This window comes from Thauera aromatica K172 (genome assembly GCF_003030465.1).
Taxonomy (GTDB): Bacteria; Pseudomonadota; Gammaproteobacteria; order Burkholderiales; family Rhodocyclaceae; genus Thauera; species Thauera aromatica.
In genome coordinates this window covers 824652-840939 of the sequence record NZ_CP028339.1, presented here as the reverse complement: position 1 = coordinate 840939, position 16288 = coordinate 824652, and the positions used below count along the sequence as shown (strand labels likewise).

The following is a 16288-nucleotide window of genomic DNA, read 5'->3' as shown; positions in this document are numbered from 1 at the left end:
CGCGCCGCCGGTTCAGACCGGCGGCTGCAGATCGACTGCTTCTCCCGCCTGCGCCCCGAGCAGCGCCGCGAGCATCGCCCACAGCTCGGCGCCGTCCCGGGTGTTGACCCAGCGCCCGCCTTCGGGGCGGAAGTGAAAGCCCCCCGACTTGGCCGCGACCCAGATCTCGCGCGCCGCGGTGTGGCGGTTGAGGATCATCTTCGTGCCATTGGCGAATTCGAGCTCGAGCACGCCGCCGGGTTTGGGCTCGATGTCGATGTCGACGCCGCAGTCTTCCAGCGCATGCTCGATGCGGGCGAGCTCGGCCTCGGCCAGGGCATTGAATGCAGACTCTTCCATGCTGACTCCTTCTGTTAGGATTCCGGTTTTTTGCGAACGACGGCGATGCGAGTCCACCTTCCTGCGATTGCGCTTGCCTGCGCGCTACTGACGGCCTGCGGCATCAAGGGGCCGCTCTACCTCCCCGCGCCCGCCACCACCGGCCAGCCGGAACCGGGCGCCGATCATAGCAAACCCGTCATCCCGCCGGACCTGATTCCCGAGCCCCTGATCGAATGAATTCCCCCGCCCCGCTCCCTTCCGCCTGGCCCGTGCCCACCCTGCACGCACACGACGGCGCACTGTGGCTCGAAGGCCTCGCCCTCGCCGACCTCGCCGCGCGCTTCGGCACGCCCACCTATGTGTATTCGAAAGCCGCACTGGAAGCCGCTTTCGCCGGCTGGCGCGAGGCCCTCGCCGGGCGCCGCGCGCTCGTCTGCTATGCCGTGAAGGCCAACTCCAACCTCGGCATCCTGTCGGTGTTCGCCCGTCTCGGCGCCGGCTTCGACATCGTCTCGGGCGGTGAGCTGGCGCGCGTCCTGGCGGCCGGCGGCGAAGCCGGCAAGGTGGTGTTCTCCGGCGTCGGCAAGACCCGCGCCGAAATGCGCCAGGCCCTGCAGGCCGGCATCCGCTGCTTCAACGTCGAGTCCGCCGCCGAACTCGAGCGTCTGGACGCGGTGGCCGGCGAGCTCGGCACCCGCGCCCCGGTCGCGCTGCGGGTCAATCCCGACGTCGACCCGAAGACCCACCCCTACATTTCCACCGGTCTCAAGGGCAACAAGTTCGGCGTCGCGTTCGCCGACGCCCACGCCCTCTACCGGCGCGCCGCGGCGCTGCCCAACCTGCGCGTCACCGGCGTCGCCTGCCATATCGGCTCGCAGCTGCTCGACCCGGCACCGATGGCCGAGGCCGCGCACAAAGTGCGCGGGCTGGTCGAGCGGCTCGCCGCCGACGGCATCGCGCTCGACCACGTCGACCTCGGCGGCGGCCTCGGCATCCGCTACCGCGACGAGGCTCCGCCCGCCGTCGCCGACTACCTCGCCCCGCTGCTGGAGGCCTTCGACGGCTGCACGCAGGAGCTGTGCTTCGAGCCCGGGCGCTCGCTGGTCGGCAACGCCGGCCTGCTGCTGACCCGCATCGAATATTTGAAGCCGGGCGAGACGAAGAACTTCGCCATCGTCGACGCGGCGATGAACGATCTCGCCCGCCCCGCCCTGTACGACGCCTGGCACGAAGTGGTGGCGGTGGCGCCGCGCGCGACGGCGGCGCAGCGCTACGAGATCGTCGGCCCGATCTGCGAGAGCGGCGACTTCCTCGCCCACGACCGCAGCCTCGCGGTGGCCGAGGGCGACCTCCTCGCCCTCCTTTCGGCCGGCGCCTACGGCATGACGATGAGCTCGAACTACAACACCCGCCCGCGCGCCGCAGAAGTCATCGTCGACGGCAGCAACGCGCACCTGGTGCGCGCGCGCGAGACCGTCGCCGAGCTTTACGCGGGGGAGAAAGCGCTGGATTGAGCTCAGGGCAGGGAGGGTGCGGCGGCACGCGCGGGCAGGTTCTCCGCCTCCTCGTACAGCGCCCGCCCGAACGCCTTCCACGCCGGCCCGCCGTGGGTGTGCACCCCGATCTGCGCGCTCTGGCGCATGGTGACCAGCATCAGCTCGGAAAGCGCGAACAGCTCGCCCTTGCGCCGTTCCATATAGTCCGGGTGGCGCAGCAGGCCGATGCGGCACTCCGCAGTACAGCTCAGCGCCTCACGTGCCAGCGTGCGCAAGCGCGCGGTGTCGCTCCAGTCGAGTCCGATCGCGACCCCGCGGCGGCGGATTTCCCGTTCGAGCGCCTGTGCCGTTTGATCGTAGTGCCCGAATCCGCTCATGCTTTCCTTCCGTCCTCTGGCCGCGCCTCCGGGGCCGGCATCGTGGATCGCTGCTGCAGCTAGAATGGCGCCCTCACCGGAGCGCCGAAGGCAGCGATTCTACTCTCCCTGGGGCGCCTCCTGTTCAGGAAATCTGCATATGCCGTTCTACTTGTCGCCGACGCCCTTGCGGCGTCTGCTCGCCGCGCTGGTTCTGGTTCTGGGTCTGGCGCCCGGCCTCCAGCACCGGGCGCTCGCCGACGGCGCCCTGCCGCCGCCGGTAGCGCTCGCGCTCGGCGCCGCCGGCATCCCCGCCACGGCGGTCGCGGTCTGGACGCAGCCGGTCGATGGGCAGCAGCCCGTCCTCACGCTCAACGCCGGGGAGCCGATGAACCCGGCCTCGGTAATGAAGCTGGTCACCGCCTTCGCCGCCTTCGAACGGCTCGGCCCGGCCCACACCTGGCGCACCCGGATCGCCGCCAGCGGCACGCTGCGCGACGGCGTGTTGCACGGCGACCTCTACCTGGTCGGCGGCGCCGACCCGATGCTCGGCCAGGAGCGCCTGTGGAAGCTGCTGCGCCGGCTGCGCGCGCTCGGCATCGAGCGCATCGCCGGCGACATCGTCCTCGACGCCTCCGCGCTGCGCCTGCCGCCGCACGACCCCGACGCCTTCGACGGCCGCGGCCTGCGCCCCTACAACAGCGGCCCGCACGGTCTGCTGCTGCAGTACAACACCTTGCTCCTCGGCCTGTTCCCGGGTCGCGCCGCCAACGAGCCGGTGGCGCTCGCCGCCGAACCACCACTCGCCGGCGTCGTCATCGACAACCGCATCCTGACCTCGGACGCGCCCTGCGGGCTGTGGTACGGCGATCTCCAGGCCCGCCTCGAAGCCGGCCCCCGCCTGGTGCTGAGCGGCAGCCTGCCAGCCGCCTGCGGGCCCCGCACATGGAGCGCGGCGCCGCTGCCGCCGGCCGACTTCGGCATCGCCCTGGTGGCCGGGCTGTGGGCCGAAGCGGGCGGCCGGGTGGACGGCAGGGTGCGCGCCGGAGTGCTGCCCGCCGCCAGCCGCGAACTGCTCGGCGACGACTCCCCAGCGCTGGCCGAAGTCGTGCGCGAGATGAACAAGTGGTCGAGCAACGTCATCGCCCGCCAGCTCCTCGCCACCCTCGGCGCGCACAGCGCGGTCGGCGGCGCCGAGGCGGGCGCCGACCTCCCCCCGGCGACACCCGGGGATCGCCCGCCGGCGCCGGACATGGTCGCCGACGGTGCCCGCGCGGCGGCGGCCGTGGCCGCCGCCGCCGGGATCGACACGACCGGGCTGGTGATCGAAAACGGCTCCGGCCTGTCGCGCATCGAGCGCATCCGCGCCGACAGTCTCGGCCAGCTCCTGCTCGCCGCCTGGCGGCGGCCGTGGATGCCGGAATTCCTCGCCGCGCTGCCGCTCGCGGGCGTGGACGGCACCGCCCGCGGACGCCTGGCCGCCAGCCCGGCGCGCGGCCACGCCCACCTCAAGACCGGCACCCTCGACGGCGTCCGGACGATGGCCGGCTACCTGCTCGACCGCCACGGCCGCCGCCACGCGGTGGTGATGATGGTCGCCCACCCCGCAGCCGCGAGCGCGGCCGCCGCCCAGGACGCGCTGCTCGAATGGCTGTGGGCCAACGGGGCGCCGTAGGCGGCCCGCCGCTCAGCCCATCGGCAGCGTGCGCCGCCCGGCCAGCACCCACCAGCCGCGCACCACCCGGTACAGCACCCACAGTCCGAGCAGGGCGACGACCAGCAGCGCGAACGGAAAGCCGATCACGGTGAGCACCATCAGCACCGCCAGCGCGACCCACAGCACGGCGAACCAGAACGTACGGATCTGCCAGCGGAAATGGCTCTCCAGCCAGGTGCCGCGCACCGCAGCCTGGTTCCAGTAGTTCAGCGCCACCGCCGCGATCGACGGCAGGCTGGCGATGAAGCTGCCGACGATGGTCGCCGAACCAACAACGCCGGAAAACACCGCGAAGGCATGCAGGGCATAGACCAGATGGGCGACGGTGACCATGTTCTCGCTCGGCTGGCCGGCCTGCAGGGGCGAGGGGGAAGGTTCGGGATAGTTCATGGGCAGAAGAGCCTCCGCTCGGGATGGAATGGAAAATCCGCCGGGCCGGCAGCCGGCCGGACCCTGTGGCCCGCTCGGGGGCATTCGCCACAACGATACCCCGGGGTGGCCTTCGCGCGCACCCACTTCACAAGCCGAATTCGGCCCAGCGCGCGTCGACCCGGCGCTTCACCGCCTCGTCCATGACGATCGGACGCCCCCATTCGCGGTTCGTTTCGCCCGCCCACTTGTTGGTCGCATCCAGCCCCATCTTGCTCCCCAGCCCGGCGACCGGGCTGGCGAAGTCGAGGTAGTCGATCGGGGTGTTGTCGACCAGCGTGGTATCGCGGGTGGCGTCGATGCGCGTGGTCAGCGCCCAGATCACTTCCTTCCAGTCGCGGATGTCCACGTCGTCGTCCACCACGATGATGAACTTGGTGTACATGAACTGGCGCAGGAAGCTCCAGATCCCGAACATCACGCGTTTGGCATGGCCCGGGTACTGCTTGCGGATGCTGACCACGGCGAGGCGGTAGGAGCAGCCTTCGGGCGGCAGGTAGAAGTCGACGATCTCGGGAAACTGCTTCTGCAGCAGCGGCACGAAGACCTCGTTCAAGGCCAGGCCGAGCATCGCCGGCTCGTCGGGCGGCTTGCCGGTATACGTGCTGTGGTAGATCGGGTCGCGCCGCATGGTGATGCGCTCGATCGTGAACACCGGGAACTCCGAGACCTCGTTGTAGTAGCCGGTATGGTCGCCGTAGGGGCCTTCGGGCGCGATGTCATCGGCGTGGATCACGCCTTCGAGGACGATTTCGCTCGAGGCCGGCACCTGCAGCTCGGAGCCGAGGCAGCGCACCAGCTCGGTCTTCGCCCCGCGCAGCAGGCCAGCGAACTGGTACTCGGAGATCGTGTCCGGCACCGGCGTCACCGCGCCGAGGAGGGTCGCCGGGTCGCAACCGAGCACCACCGCCACCGGGAAGGGCTCGCCCGGGTGGGCGAGCTGGTGTTCGCGGAAGTCGAGCGCGCCGCCGCGATGCGCCAGCCAGCGCATGATCACCCGCTCGCGGCCGATCACCTGCTGGCGGTAGATACCCAGGTTCTGGCGCTTCTTGTGCGGCCCGCGCGTCACCACCAGCCCCCAGGTGATCAGCGGCGCCGCATCGCCCGGCCAGCAGTGCTGGATCGGCAGCCTCGCCAGATCGACCTCGTCGCCTTCCCACACCACCTGCTGGCAGGGGGCGGAGCGCAGCACCGACGGCGTCATGTTGAGCACCTGCTTCAACACCGGCCACTTCTCCCAGGCGTCCTTCAGCCCCTTCGGCGGCTCGGGCTCCTTGAGAAAGGACAGCAGCTTGCCGACTTCACGCAGCGGCGTGCGCCAGTCGCCGGTGGCGCCGTCGACCTCCTCGCCCATCCCCATCGCCACCCGCTGCGGAGTGCCGAACAGGTTGGCGAGCACGGGAATGGCCTGGGCCACGCCCTGCGTCAGCGGCTGCTCGAACAGCAGCGCCGGGCCGCCGGCGCGCAGCACGCGGTCGGCGATCTCGGTCATCTCGAGGTGGGTGTCGACCGGCGCGCTGATGCGCTTGAGTTCGCCACGGGCTTCGAGCTGGGTGAGGAAGTCGCGCAGATCGTCGTATTTCATGCGGGGTCTCGGGCGGGGCGGAAAAGGTGAGAAAGGACGCGGGCGGCGGCGCGGCGGCCCGCAGCGCGCCGGCGCGGGCTCAGCGGTAGGCGTTGATCGCGTCGCGGGTGTCGAGCGCGGCGCGACGGGCGGCGGCAGCGAAGTCCTCGTCCGCTCCGGCGTACAGGATCGCACGCGAGGAGTTGATCATCAGCCCGGTGCCGTCGGCGCTGCGCCCGGCGGCCACGGTCGCGGCGATGTCGCCGCCCTGGGCGCCGATGCCCGGCACGAGCAGCGGCATCTCGCCGGTGAGCGCGCGCACGCGGGCGATCTCGTCGGGGAAGGTGGCGCCGACGACGAGAGCGCAGTTGCCGCTCGCGTTCCAGTCCTCGGCGACCAGGCGGGCGACGCGCTCGTAGAGTTTTTCCACCCCGCCGCCGGGCCTGCCGACTTCGAGAAACTGCAGGTCGGAGCCGCCGGGGTTGGAGGTGCGGCACAACAGGATCACCCCCTTGTCGGCGTAAGCCAGGTAGGGCTCGACCGAATCGCGCCCCATGTAGGGATTGACCGTGATCGCGTCCGCCCGGTAGCGCTCGAACGCCTCCACCGCATACTGCCCGGCGGTGCTGCCGATGTCGCCACGCTTGGCGTCGAGCACCACCGGAGTGCCCGGATGGCGGACGTGGATGTGGGCGATCAGGGCTTCGAGTTGGTCCTCGGCGCGCTGCGCGGCGAAATAGGCGATCTGCGGCTTGAAGCAGCAGACCAGATCGGCGGTGGCATCGACGATGGCCTTGCAGAACTCGAAGACGGCGTCCGGGCGCCCCTGCAGGTGGGCGGGAAAGCGGGCCGGATCGGGGTCGAGGCCGACGCACAGCAAGCTGTCGCGCTGCTGCCACGCGGCGCGAAGAGCGCTCATGAAATGCATGGGGAAAGGGTCCGGGTTGGGTGCGGGCTGAATGATAAGCCGGATCACCGCCCGGGAGCGCATCGCTGCGCCGCGCCCGGCAAACGCTCCCGCCCTCCCCGCGCAAGCTGGCCGATCGCCCAGCGGCGGCGCAGGCGGGAGGCGCTCTGCGCTCAGATGCCGAGCATCTTCATCGCCTTGGCCAGCGTATCGACGGACTCCTGGTGTTTGCCGGCCTGGTGGAGCATTTCACCCTCGGCGCGCAACTTCTGCACTTCGGTGAGCTGTTCGGCGCTGAGCGCCGGCTTCATCGACAGCGCTTCGTCGATCTTCTTCATGTCGGCAGGGCAGTGGAAGGCGAACGCCGCCGATGAAGACAGAACGGCCAGCGCGGCCAGCAGCGGATAGCGGATTTTCATTGTGGCTCTCCTGGGGTACGGGCACCTGCCCGCTCCTCGTTGACCGGCCACGCGGCGAAGGGTTGCCGGGCATAGTCCGTTGGTCAACCCAGGATGAGGCGCCCCACTTGTCGCCAGCTTTCACGATGAGCACGCCATTGAAGCGAGCGGCCTGCAGGGCTTCCCGCTGAGCCTTGAGTTGTTCGAGGGTCATGGCAAGGCCTTCCAGAACAGGAAACTTGAAAGGAAACGAGGGCGCCGCTAAACTCTGACCTGTATAGTCAGATTAAGGAGTGAGGCAATGCACACATGGCAAATGCAGGAAGCCAAGGCCCGGATGTCGGAGTTGGTCAAGCGTGCCCAGACGCAACCCCAAGACATCACCCTGCACGGCAAGTCGGTGGCCGTCGTGATCTCGCGTGAGACCTTTGACCGCCTGTCGCAGGCGCAGGATTCGCTGGTGGACTTCATGCGCCGCTCACCCCTGTATGGCGCCGATGACATCACCTTCGGGCGCGACCAGAGCTTGACGCGCGAGGTCACGTTTTGAGCTACTTGATCGACACCAACGTCCTGTCCGAACTGCGGCGCAAGTCGCCCGACCCCGGCGTGGTCGACTGGTTCTCGCAACGACCACCGACCACACTGCACCTATCGGTGCTGACGCTTGGGGAAATTCGCAAGGGCATCGAGGGAGTGGATGACGAGATACGCCGACAGTCGTTGACCGACTGGCTGAAAACTGATCTACCGGCTTTCTTTACCGGGCGCATTCTCAGTATCGATGGGGCAGTCGCCGACCGCTGGGGCCGGTTGATCGCTGCAGCGGGGCGGCCACTACCGGCCATCGACAGTCTGCTCGCGGCCACCGCGCTGGAACACGACTTGGTATTGGTCACCCGCAACGTCAAAGGCTTCTTCGGCCTGCCCGTCCAGATATTCAACCCCTGGTCGAATTGATCAAACGTAGTTCGACGCAATCGCCATGCGCCGCCGGCGCGGGCTGTCCGTCATCGGGGCAGTCACCGACTTGGCGTGACTGGCAGACTTCCGGTTGGCGGGCACCGGCGCCTACCCGCATGACGCGCACGACGATACGTTGATCCTGAATATCGCAAATGATGCGCGAATCGCCCAGAGCCGAATGTTTACGAGAATAGTTGTTCGAGTCTGTCAGCAACTGACTGAGTGTCACCGATGGCGAGAACTCCCAACTCGCCTCGCACCAGTCGATGATCCAGCGTGAACAATTTGAAGCGCACAACGGATGGTGCCGGCAGGCCGGCACTCTTCAAGTCGGCGATCTGGCAGTCGAGCGGCCATGGGACGTTATCGGCTGAGGTGATCATCGCCATCACGGAATGGCCGGTGGGCGTATTGAAACTGTCAGCAGCGGAAAGCACCAGCGCCGGGCGGTTCTTGGTGGCATTACGGTCGGTGAAGGGAAACGGTACGCGCACCACGGTGAAGCGATCAAAGCTCACGGTAGGCTTCCTCATCGGCTTTTCCCGACCATTCCGACAGCGTGCCTTCGACCGCGCGCAGGTATTCGATATCGAGCGGTTGCACGCGGCGTACGGTCGCCGTGCCGTCCGCGCTGACCTCCCAGGCGATAAGGTCGCCTGGCGCGACATGCAGGGCGGCACGCACGTCCCGCGGAATGGTGGTCTGGCCTTTGGCGGTAATTTTGCCAACGGCAAGCATAACTCCCCCTCAAGGATCGCATTACTTCCTTACCCTACTGCACTGCCTGCACCTTGGCAATCAGTCTGGAGACATCTCGCAAAGTACCCAAAAGGCCTGCCCTGTTTTCCCGGCAGCGTCGGCCTGTGGGTGAAGGTTCGGGTGGTGGCGCTGTAGGCGCGGTAAGGATATTCCGGGCAGGCAGCCTGGCGGAGTCGAGCCCGTCCGGGGCTGCGCAGCGGCCCCCGCTCAATGCAGCCGGCGCAGCAGGTCGTCGATGAAGATGCCGGCGAAGATCGCCCCGCCGACCCAGTTGTTGTGGAGGAAGGCCTTGAAGCAGGGAGCGCGCTCGCGGCCGCGGATCAAGGTGTAGTGGTAGAGCGCGAGGCCGCAGGCGGCGAGCAGTCCGAGGTAGAAGGGCAGGCCGCTGCCGGCGAGCGCGCCGGCCAGGGCGAGCAGGGCGAAGGCCGCCGCGTAGCAGCCCATCACCGCGGCGACGTCGAAGCGGCCGAACGTGATCGCCGAGGTCTTGATGCCGATGCGGAGGTCGTCGGGGCGGTCGACCATCGCGTATTCGGTGTCGTAGGCGATCGCCCACAGGATGTTGGCGAGCAGCATCAGCCAGGCCAGCGGCGGCACTTCGCCGAGTACCGCAGCGAACCCCATCGGGATGCCGAAGCCGAAGGCGATGCCCAGATAGGCCTGGGGGATGGCGAAGAAGCGCTTGGTGAACGGGTAGCTCACGGCAAGGAACAGCGCCGGCAGCGACAGCCAGCGCACGAGCGGGTTGAGCGGCAGGATCAGCACGAAGGCGACCGCCGCGAGCACGCTCGCCAGCAGCAGAGCTTCCGTCACGCTCACCGCGCCGGTCGCCAGCGGGCGGTTCCTGGTGCGCTCGACGTGGCCGTCGAAGCCGCGGTCGGCGTAGTCGTTGACCACGCAGCCGGCCGAGCGCATCAGGAAAGTGCCGGCCACGAAGATCACCAGGATATGCAGCGGCGGCCAGCCGCCGGCGGCGAACCACAGCGCCCACAGCGTCGGCCACAGCAGCAGCAGGGTGCCGATCGGTTTGTCGATCCGCATCAGGCGGGCGTAGAGGGGTAATTTGTCGGTCAGCGTCATCGATCCGGCTCCCGGGAAAAACCGGCCGATGATACCGCGCCCGCAAGGCCGCATGGCAATCCGGCCGAGCCGTCGACAGAAACCTGCCTGACCCCGGGACGGGTTGAAAGGGCGCTGGATATCTCGTGGCTGCATTGGCTCGAAGACGAGCTAAAATTGAAATCCTTACTTCATTACTTCCGGAGACTGTCATGTTGGCCAAGCGCACGAGCAAGAACCAGGTCACCCTGCCCAAGGCCATCGTCCAGACCGTCGGCGAGGCCGACTACTACGATGTCACCGTTGAGGACGGCAAAATCGTGCTGACCCCGGTTCGTTTGCAGCAGGCGGATGCGGTACGCGCCAAACTGGAAGAGTTGGGCATCACGCAGGACGATGTCGGCGAAGCCATCGCCTGGGCGAGAAAGCGCGCATGAACGTCCCGCGCGTCGTCCTCGACACCAACTGCCTGGTCTCGGCCTTGATCTTCTCGCGAGGCAGGTTCGCCTGGCTGCGGGAGGCCTGGCAGTCGAAGCGCTTCGTCGCCCTGGCAAGTCGCGACACGGTCAGCGAACTACTGCGCGTCCTCTCCTACCCCAAATTCAAGCTGACTCGCGACGAACGGGAAACGCTGCTGGCCGAATTTCTGCCTTACGTCGAGACCGTCAGGATCGACAGCACGCCGGAGGGCCTGCCCGACATCCGCGACGCGGACGACACCATCTTTCTGGCGCTTGCTGCGGTCGGCCGTGCCGATGCGCTGGTCAGTGGCGACGGTGATCTTCAGGCAGTCCGAAACCAGTTTCACGTTCTCATTCTGACCGTTGCCGAGTTCGCGGACTGGCTCCAGGCACACTGACGCCACACCGCTGATTGATGAACGGCGACCAGGCCAATGTCGGCCCCTCATTCAGGCGCGCAGCAAGGCCTCGCGCCCGCCCAGCCAGCGGCTCATCAGCGCCTGGGCGAGGGCAGGCTCATGGCTCAGGAGGTCCTCGGCCAGCTCGCGCGCGGGTTCGATCAGCGCGGCGTCGGCTTCGAGGTCAGCGTAGCGCAGCAACGGCACCCCGCTCTGGCGCGCGCCAACGAACTCGCCCGGACCACGGATGCGCAGGTCCTCCCGCGCAATGACAAAACCGTCGGTGTGCTCGTAGATCACTTTCAGCCGCGCGCGGCCGGCTTCCGATAGCGGCCGGGCGAAGATCAGGATGCACTCCGATTCGGCCGCGCCGCGCCCCACCCGGCCACGCAGCTGGTGGAGCTGGGCGAGGCCGAAGCGTTCGGCGTGCTCGATCACCATCAGGCTGGCGTTGGGCACATCGACGCCGACTTCGATCACGGTGGTGGCGACGAGGACGTCCACCGCGCCGGCGGCGAACGCGGCCATGGTCGCGGACTTCTGATCGGCCTTCAGCCGCCCATGAACGAGGCCGACGCGCAGCTCGGGCAGCGCCGCGGCGAGGGCGTCGAAAGTCTCCTGCGCGGTCTGCAGCTGGAGGGCTTCGGATTCCTCGATCAGCGGGCATACCCAGTAGGCCTGGCGCCCGCCCGCGCACGCCGCGCGCAGACGGGCGACGACTTCGTCGCGGCGCGCCTCGGACACCAGCCGGGTACGGATCGGAGTGCGCCCGGGCGGCAGCTCGTCGAGCACCGAGACGTCGAGGTCGGCGTAATGGGTCATCGCCAGGGTGCGCGGGATCGGCGTCGCCGACATCATCAGCAGGTGCGGGCGCAGCGCCGGGTCCGCGCCGCAGCCCCCCTTCTCGCGCAACGCCAGGCGCTGGCGCACGCCGAAGCGGTGCTGTTCATCGACGACGGCGAGCGCCAGCCGCGGCAGGATCACCGGATCTTCGATCAGCGCGTGAGTGCCGACCGCGAGCAGCACTTCGCCGCGCGCCAGGCGCGCGAGTTCGGCCTCGCGCTCGCGCTTTCTGCGGCTGCCCGACAGCCAGGCCACCTCCAGCCCGAGCGGCGCCAGCCAGGCGGCGAGCTTCTTCCAGTGCTGCTCGGCAAGAATCTCGGTGGGCGCCATCATCGCCGCCTGCCAGCCGTTTTCCGCCGCCTGCAGCATCGCCAGGGCGGCGACCAGAGTCTTGCCGCTGCCGACGTCGCCCTGCAGCAGACGCTGCATCGGGTGCGGCGCGGCGAGGTCGGCAGCGACCTCGGCCACGGCACGCGCCTGCGCCGCGGTGAGGCGGAACGGCAGCGCCGCGAGCAGCGCGGCGCCCAGCGTGCCGCATCGCGGCAAGGGCGGCGCCGCGCGCGCGCGGCGCGCCAGATAGGCACGGCGCAGCGACAGCTGCTGGACCAGCAGCTCCTCGAACTTGATCCGCCGCCAGGCCGGGTGCTCGCGCCGCTCGAGGGCCACCGGGTCGGCATCGGGCGGCGGATGATGAAGGTCGCGTAGCGCGGCGGCGAAGCCGGGCAGATCGAGGCGCGCGCGCCAGGATGGCGGCAGCAGCTCGTCCACCGCTTCGCTGTGCAGGGCGCGCTCCACCAGCTTGCGCAAGGTCGCCTGGCCGACCCCGGCGGTGGTCGGGTACACCGGCGTCAGCGCCTCGGGCAGGCCCTCGTCCGCGGCCACCGCGCGCACCCGCGGATGCACCATCTCGTCACCGAAGAAACCGCCGCGCACTTCGCCGAACAGGCGCACGCGGCGGCCGACGGCAAGCTGCTTCTGGTGCGAGGGGTAGAAATGCAGCCAACGTGCGGCGAGCATGCCGCTGGCGTCGCGCACGCGGGCGACGAGCTGGCGGCGCGGCTGCAGCACGACTTCACAGGACGCGACCTCGCCCTCGATCTGGGCCGGGAAACCGGGGCGCAGCGCGGCGATCGGCGTCAGCCGGGTCTCATCCTCGTAGCGCAGGGGCAGGTGGAGCAGCAGATCGCGCGGGCGGTGCAGGTCGAGCTTCGCCAGCCGCGCGGCAAGCGCGCCACCGACTCCGCTCCAGCCCTGCTCCGGTCCGGCCACGCCCGGCGCCCTGCTGCCCGCCTGTCCTCAGTCGAGCACCAGCACCAGGTCGGCCTCGACCAGCGCGCCGCGCGGCAGTTCGCGCACGCCGACGGTGGCGCGCGCCGGGTAGGGCTCGGCGAAATAGCGTGTCATGACTTCATTGACGGTGCCGAAATTGTCCAGGTCGGTGAGGTAGATGGTGATCTTGACGACGTCCGCGAACGAACCGCCGGCCGCCTCGGCCACCGCCTTCAGGTTGTCGAAGACGCGCACGGCCTGAGCCTCGACGCCTTCGACCAGCTGCATCGTCGCCGGATCGAGGCCGATCTGGCCGGACAGGAAAACCTGGTTGCCGGCCTTCACGGCCTGGGAATAAGGACCGATCGCGGCGGGGGCGGCGGGGGTGGAGACGATGCTTCGGGCCATGGCATGAACCTCGGGGATGAGAAAGCGGGCATTGTAACCGGCCCTCCTCCGTGCACGCCGGCAATCCCCCGCGCACTCGTGCGCATCGCCACGGCAACGGGCGGTGGGAGAGACGCCCGACCCGACCCGGCCCGGCCGCCTTCAGCCGGCCTTGAACTGCGGCTTGCGCTTGTCGAGGAAGGCGCTGACGCCTTCGACGAAATCCGCATCCGCGGAACAGCGGCCGAACGCTTCGGCCTCGCTCTGCAGCTGGGCCTGCAGCGAGGCGTCGTGCGAATCGAGCAGCAGACGCTTGATCTCGGCCTGGGTGCGGCGCGGCCCGGCCAGCAGGCGGGCGGCCAGGCGCGCGACTTCGTCATCGAGCGCAGCCGGTGCGGCGACCCGGTTGAGCAGCCCGAGGCGGAGCGCTTCGGCGGCGTCGAAGCGCTCGCCCAGCAGCAGCAGCTCGGCGGCACGGCGGCGGCCGACGATGCGCGGCAGGAAGTAGGACGCGCCACCATCGCCGGGCAGGCCGATGCCGACATAGGCGGTGGTAAACAAGGCATTATCCGCGGCCACGGCGAAATCGCAGCCGGCCATCAGCGACAGGCCGAAACCGGCACAGGCCCCGCGCACGCGGGCGATCACCGGCTGATCCAGACGCTGCAGGGCGTCGATCACCGGATTGATGTGCTGCTCGATCAGCGCGCGGAACACCGCCTGACGGCTTTCTTTCGACAGGCTGAAGTGGCGGGCGAAATCCTTCAGGTCGCCGCCGGCCATGAAGTGCTCGCCCGCGCCGGCGATCACCACCACGCCGTAATCATGGCGCGCGGCCAGTTCGCGCACGGCGGCGCCGAGGTCCTGCATCATTTCCACCGACAGCGCGTTGAGCGCCGTGGGGCGGTTCAGGGTGAGGGTGGCGACATCGTCGCGGACGTCGAGCAGTACGGTTCCAGCCATGAAGATCCTCGAATGAAAATGCCCGTGCCCGCGTTCGGCACGGCGGGCACGGGCACAGTAACAAAGGCGCCGGAGATGCGAGGCCGACGCGCCCGGCGCGCGTGACCGGCGGACACCGCCGGCGGCCGTGCCCCGTGGCGCGGGACTCAGCCGCCGAAGTCGTCGAGCATGATGTTCTCGCGCTCGACGCCGAGATCGAGCAGCATCTTGATCACCGCGGCGTTCATCATCGGTGGGCCGCACATGTAGAACTCGCAATCCTCGGGCGCCGGGTGGTCCTTGAGGTAGTGCTCGTAGAGCACGTTGTGGATGAAGCCGGTGTAGCCGGTCCAGTTGTCTTCGGGCAGCGGATCGGACAGCGCCAGATGCCAGGTGAAGTTGGGGTTCTCCGCGGCCAGCCTGTCGAACTCGTCCACGTAGAAGGCCTCGCGCATCGAGCGCGCGCCGTACCAGAAAGTGATCTTGCGCGTGCTGTGCAGGCGCTTCAGCTGGTCGAAGATGTGCGAGCGCATCGGCGCCATGCCTGCGCCGCCGCCGATGAACACCATCTCGTGGTCGGTGTCGCGGGCGAAGAACTCGCCGAACGGGCCATACACGGTGACCTTGTCGCCCGGCTTGAGGCCGAACACCCAGGACGACATCTTCCCCGGCGGAATGTCGTCGCGCCCCGGCGGCGGGGAGGCGACGCGGATGTTGAACTTGACCACGCCCTTCTCGTCCGGGTAGTTCGCCATCGAGTAGGCGCGGATCACGGTTTCATCGACCTTGGAGACGAAGCGCCAGAGGTTGAACTTGTCCCAGTCGCCGCGGAAGCGGTCCTCGATGTCGAAGTCCTCGTACTTGACCACGTGCGGCGGGCACTCGAGCTGGACATAGCCGCCGGCACGGAAATCGACGCTCTCGCCTTCCGGCAGGCGCAGGGTCAGTTCCTTGATGAAGGTGGCGACGTTGGGGTTCGATTCGACCGTGCATTCCCACTTCTTGACCCCGAAGACTTCTTCCGGGACCTGGATCTGCATGTCCTGCTTGACCGGAGTCTGGCACGACAGGCGCCAGCCTTCCTTGGCGTCGCGCTTGGTGAAGTGCGATTCCTCGGTGGGCAGCATCGAACCGCCCCCTTCCCTGACGATGCACTTGCACTGGGCGCAGGTGCCGCCGCCGCCGCACGCCGAAGGCAGGAACAGGCCGCTGCCGGCGAGCGTCTGGAGCAGCTTGCCGCCCGCAGGCACGGTGAGCGAGTGTTCGCCATTGATGGTGATCGTGACGTCACCGCTCGAAACGAGCCTGGAGCGCGCGACGAGGATGAACGCCGAAAGCCCGAGCACGATCACCGTGAACATGCCGATGGCGAGAACGATTTCCTGAGTATCCATGTCCCAGCCCCCTTTACAGCTGCACGCCGGAGAAGGACATGAAGCCCAGCGACATCAGTCCGATGGTGATGAAGGTGATCCCCAGGCCTTGCAGCCCCGCGGGCACGTCGCTGTATTTGAGCTTTTCGCGGATGCCGGCAAGGAGCGCGATCGCCAGCGCCCACGAGGCGCCCGAGCCGATGCCGTACACCGTGCTTTCGGCCAGCGTGTAGTCGCGCTCGACCATGAACAGCGAGCCGGCCATAATCACGCAGTTCACCGTGATCAGCGGCAGGAAAATGCCGAGCGCGTTGTACAGACTGGGCACGTACTTGTCGAGCAGCATCTCGAGGATCTGCACGATCGCCGCGATCACCCCGATGTAGGTGAGCAGGCCGAGGTAGGACAGGTCCACGTCGGGCAGTCCCGCCCAGCCCAGCGCACCCTCGCGCAGCAGCCAGTTGTACATCAGGTTGTTGGCCGGCACGGTGATGGCCTGCACGACGATGACCGCCACGCCCAGACCGATCGCGGTCTCGACCTTCTTCGAGATGGCGATGAACGAGCACATGCCGAGGAAGAAGGCGAGCGCCATGTTCTCGATGAACACCGAGCGCACGAAGAGGCTGATGTAATGCTCCAT

Annotated in this window: 21 protein-coding genes; 7 read left to right on the top strand and 14 right to left on the bottom strand. The window is 68.5% G+C overall.

Features of this window, described 5'->3' with window-relative positions; genetic code table 11:
- Nucleotides 1-12: 12 nt before the first annotated feature.
- Nucleotides 13-339 (bottom strand): iron donor protein CyaY, encoded by a 327-nt coding sequence (gene cyaY / locus Tharo_RS04110; protein ID WP_107220100.1) that lies wholly within the window; start codon nucleotides 337-339, stop codon nucleotides 13-15.
- Between the two features lie 45 nt (nucleotides 340-384).
- Between cyaY and lptM the strand changes: the two genes are divergently transcribed.
- Both lptM and lysA read left to right on the top strand, forming a co-directional pair.
- On the top strand, nucleotides 385-558 hold the full coding sequence (gene lptM, locus Tharo_RS04105) for an LPS translocon maturation chaperone LptM (protein ID WP_107220099.1): 174 nt from the start codon (nucleotides 385-387) through the stop codon (nucleotides 556-558).
- A complete protein-coding gene (gene lysA, locus Tharo_RS04100) occupies nucleotides 555-1835 on the top strand; it encodes a diaminopimelate decarboxylase (protein ID WP_107220098.1) in 1281 nt (426 codons plus the stop codon). The genes lptM and lysA overlap by 4 nt, the downstream gene beginning before the upstream one ends.
- A gap of 2 nt (nucleotides 1836-1837) precedes the next feature.
- Here the strand turns inward: lysA and Tharo_RS04095 are convergent, their stop codons facing one another.
- Nucleotides 1838-2194, bottom strand: a complete 357-nt coding sequence (locus tag Tharo_RS04095) for a hypothetical protein (protein WP_107220097.1) — start codon at nucleotides 2192-2194, stop codon at nucleotides 1838-1840.
- A 139-nt stretch (nucleotides 2195-2333) separates the two neighbouring features.
- On the opposite strand from Tharo_RS04095, the gene Tharo_RS04090 reads away from it, so the two are divergent.
- Nucleotides 2334-3848, top strand: a complete 1515-nt coding sequence (locus tag Tharo_RS04090; protein WP_107220096.1) for a D-alanyl-D-alanine carboxypeptidase/D-alanyl-D-alanine-endopeptidase — start codon at nucleotides 2334-2336, stop codon at nucleotides 3846-3848.
- A 12-nt stretch (nucleotides 3849-3860) separates the two neighbouring features.
- Here the strand turns inward: Tharo_RS04090 and Tharo_RS04085 are convergent, their stop codons facing one another.
- The 4 genes from Tharo_RS04085 to Tharo_RS04070 form a co-directional block, all read right to left on the bottom strand.
- On the bottom strand, nucleotides 3861-4280 hold the full coding sequence (locus Tharo_RS04085; RefSeq protein WP_107220095.1) for a DUF4870 family protein: 420 nt from the start codon (nucleotides 4278-4280) through the stop codon (nucleotides 3861-3863).
- A 127-nt stretch (nucleotides 4281-4407) separates the two neighbouring features.
- Nucleotides 4408-5904, bottom strand: coding sequence for a 4-hydroxy-3-polyprenylbenzoate decarboxylase (gene ubiD / locus Tharo_RS04080; RefSeq protein ID WP_107220094.1), 1497 nt, complete (start codon nucleotides 5902-5904; stop codon nucleotides 4408-4410).
- A gap of 79 nt (nucleotides 5905-5983) precedes the next feature.
- On the bottom strand, nucleotides 5984-6811 hold the full coding sequence (gene pyrF, locus Tharo_RS04075) for an orotidine-5'-phosphate decarboxylase (protein WP_107220093.1): 828 nt from the start codon (nucleotides 6809-6811) through the stop codon (nucleotides 5984-5986).
- Nucleotides 6812-6963: 152 nt separating this feature from the next.
- Nucleotides 6964-7209 carry a hypothetical protein gene (locus Tharo_RS04070; RefSeq protein ID WP_107220092.1) on the bottom strand — a complete coding sequence of 82 codons (246 nt, stop codon included), beginning with the start codon at nucleotides 7207-7209 and terminating at the stop codon, nucleotides 6964-6966.
- Between the two features lie 280 nt (nucleotides 7210-7489).
- Between Tharo_RS04070 and Tharo_RS04065 the strand changes: the two genes are divergently transcribed.
- Together Tharo_RS04065 and Tharo_RS04060 are read left to right on the top strand one after the other, a co-directional pair.
- The gene (locus tag Tharo_RS04065; protein WP_107220091.1) at nucleotides 7490-7738 is read left to right on the top strand and encodes a type II toxin-antitoxin system Phd/YefM family antitoxin; all 249 of its coding nucleotides are present in this window, start codon (nucleotides 7490-7492) and stop codon (nucleotides 7736-7738) included.
- 5 nt (nucleotides 7739-7743) lie between these two features.
- Nucleotides 7744-8148 (top strand): type II toxin-antitoxin system VapC family toxin, encoded by a 405-nt coding sequence (locus tag Tharo_RS04060; RefSeq protein ID WP_245880991.1) that lies wholly within the window; start codon nucleotides 7744-7746, stop codon nucleotides 8146-8148.
- A gap of 188 nt (nucleotides 8149-8336) precedes the next feature.
- On the opposite strand, the gene Tharo_RS04055 is transcribed toward Tharo_RS04060, so the two are convergent.
- The 3 genes from Tharo_RS04055 to ubiA form a co-directional block, all read right to left on the bottom strand.
- Nucleotides 8337-8672, bottom strand: a complete 336-nt coding sequence (locus tag Tharo_RS04055; protein WP_107220089.1) for a type II toxin-antitoxin system PemK/MazF family toxin — start codon at nucleotides 8670-8672, stop codon at nucleotides 8337-8339.
- The gene (locus tag Tharo_RS04050) at nucleotides 8662-8892 is read right to left on the bottom strand and encodes an AbrB/MazE/SpoVT family DNA-binding domain-containing protein (RefSeq protein ID WP_107220088.1); all 231 of its coding nucleotides are present in this window, start codon (nucleotides 8890-8892) and stop codon (nucleotides 8662-8664) included. The genes Tharo_RS04055 and Tharo_RS04050 overlap by 11 nt, the downstream gene beginning before the upstream one ends.
- Before the next feature lie 228 nt (nucleotides 8893-9120).
- Nucleotides 9121-9993 carry a 4-hydroxybenzoate octaprenyltransferase gene (gene ubiA / locus Tharo_RS04040; protein WP_107220087.1) on the bottom strand — a complete coding sequence of 291 codons (873 nt, stop codon included), beginning with the start codon at nucleotides 9991-9993 and terminating at the stop codon, nucleotides 9121-9123.
- A gap of 191 nt (nucleotides 9994-10184) precedes the next feature.
- Between ubiA and Tharo_RS04035 the strand changes: the two genes are divergently transcribed.
- Together Tharo_RS04035 and Tharo_RS04030 are read left to right on the top strand one after the other, a co-directional pair.
- Nucleotides 10185-10409 carry an AbrB/MazE/SpoVT family DNA-binding domain-containing protein gene (locus Tharo_RS04035; protein ID WP_107220086.1) on the top strand — a complete coding sequence of 75 codons (225 nt, stop codon included), beginning with the start codon at nucleotides 10185-10187 and terminating at the stop codon, nucleotides 10407-10409.
- Entirely contained in the window at nucleotides 10406-10831 is a 426-nt protein-coding gene (locus Tharo_RS04030) for a putative toxin-antitoxin system toxin component, PIN family (protein WP_107220085.1), read from the top strand. The genes Tharo_RS04035 and Tharo_RS04030 overlap by 4 nt, the downstream gene beginning before the upstream one ends.
- A gap of 51 nt (nucleotides 10832-10882) precedes the next feature.
- Here the strand turns inward: Tharo_RS04030 and recG are convergent, their stop codons facing one another.
- The 5 genes from recG to nqrE form a co-directional block, all read right to left on the bottom strand.
- Nucleotides 10883-12943 carry an ATP-dependent DNA helicase RecG gene (gene recG, locus Tharo_RS04025; protein WP_107220084.1) on the bottom strand — a complete coding sequence of 687 codons (2061 nt, stop codon included), beginning with the start codon at nucleotides 12941-12943 and terminating at the stop codon, nucleotides 10883-10885.
- Between the two features lie 27 nt (nucleotides 12944-12970).
- Complete coding sequence (locus Tharo_RS04020) at nucleotides 12971-13351, bottom strand: RidA family protein (RefSeq protein ID WP_107220083.1); 381 nt, start codon at nucleotides 13349-13351, stop codon at nucleotides 12971-12973.
- A 141-nt stretch (nucleotides 13352-13492) separates the two neighbouring features.
- Entirely contained in the window at nucleotides 13493-14293 is an 801-nt protein-coding gene (locus Tharo_RS04015) for an enoyl-CoA hydratase/isomerase family protein (RefSeq protein ID WP_107220082.1), read from the bottom strand.
- A gap of 146 nt (nucleotides 14294-14439) precedes the next feature.
- A complete protein-coding gene (nqrF, locus tag Tharo_RS04010) occupies nucleotides 14440-15666 on the bottom strand; it encodes an NADH:ubiquinone reductase (Na(+)-transporting) subunit F (protein WP_107220081.1) in 1227 nt (408 codons plus the stop codon).
- Between the two features lie 13 nt (nucleotides 15667-15679).
- Nucleotides 15680-16288, bottom strand: a complete 609-nt coding sequence (gene nqrE / locus Tharo_RS04005) for an NADH:ubiquinone reductase (Na(+)-transporting) subunit E (RefSeq protein WP_107220080.1) — start codon at nucleotides 16286-16288, stop codon at nucleotides 15680-15682.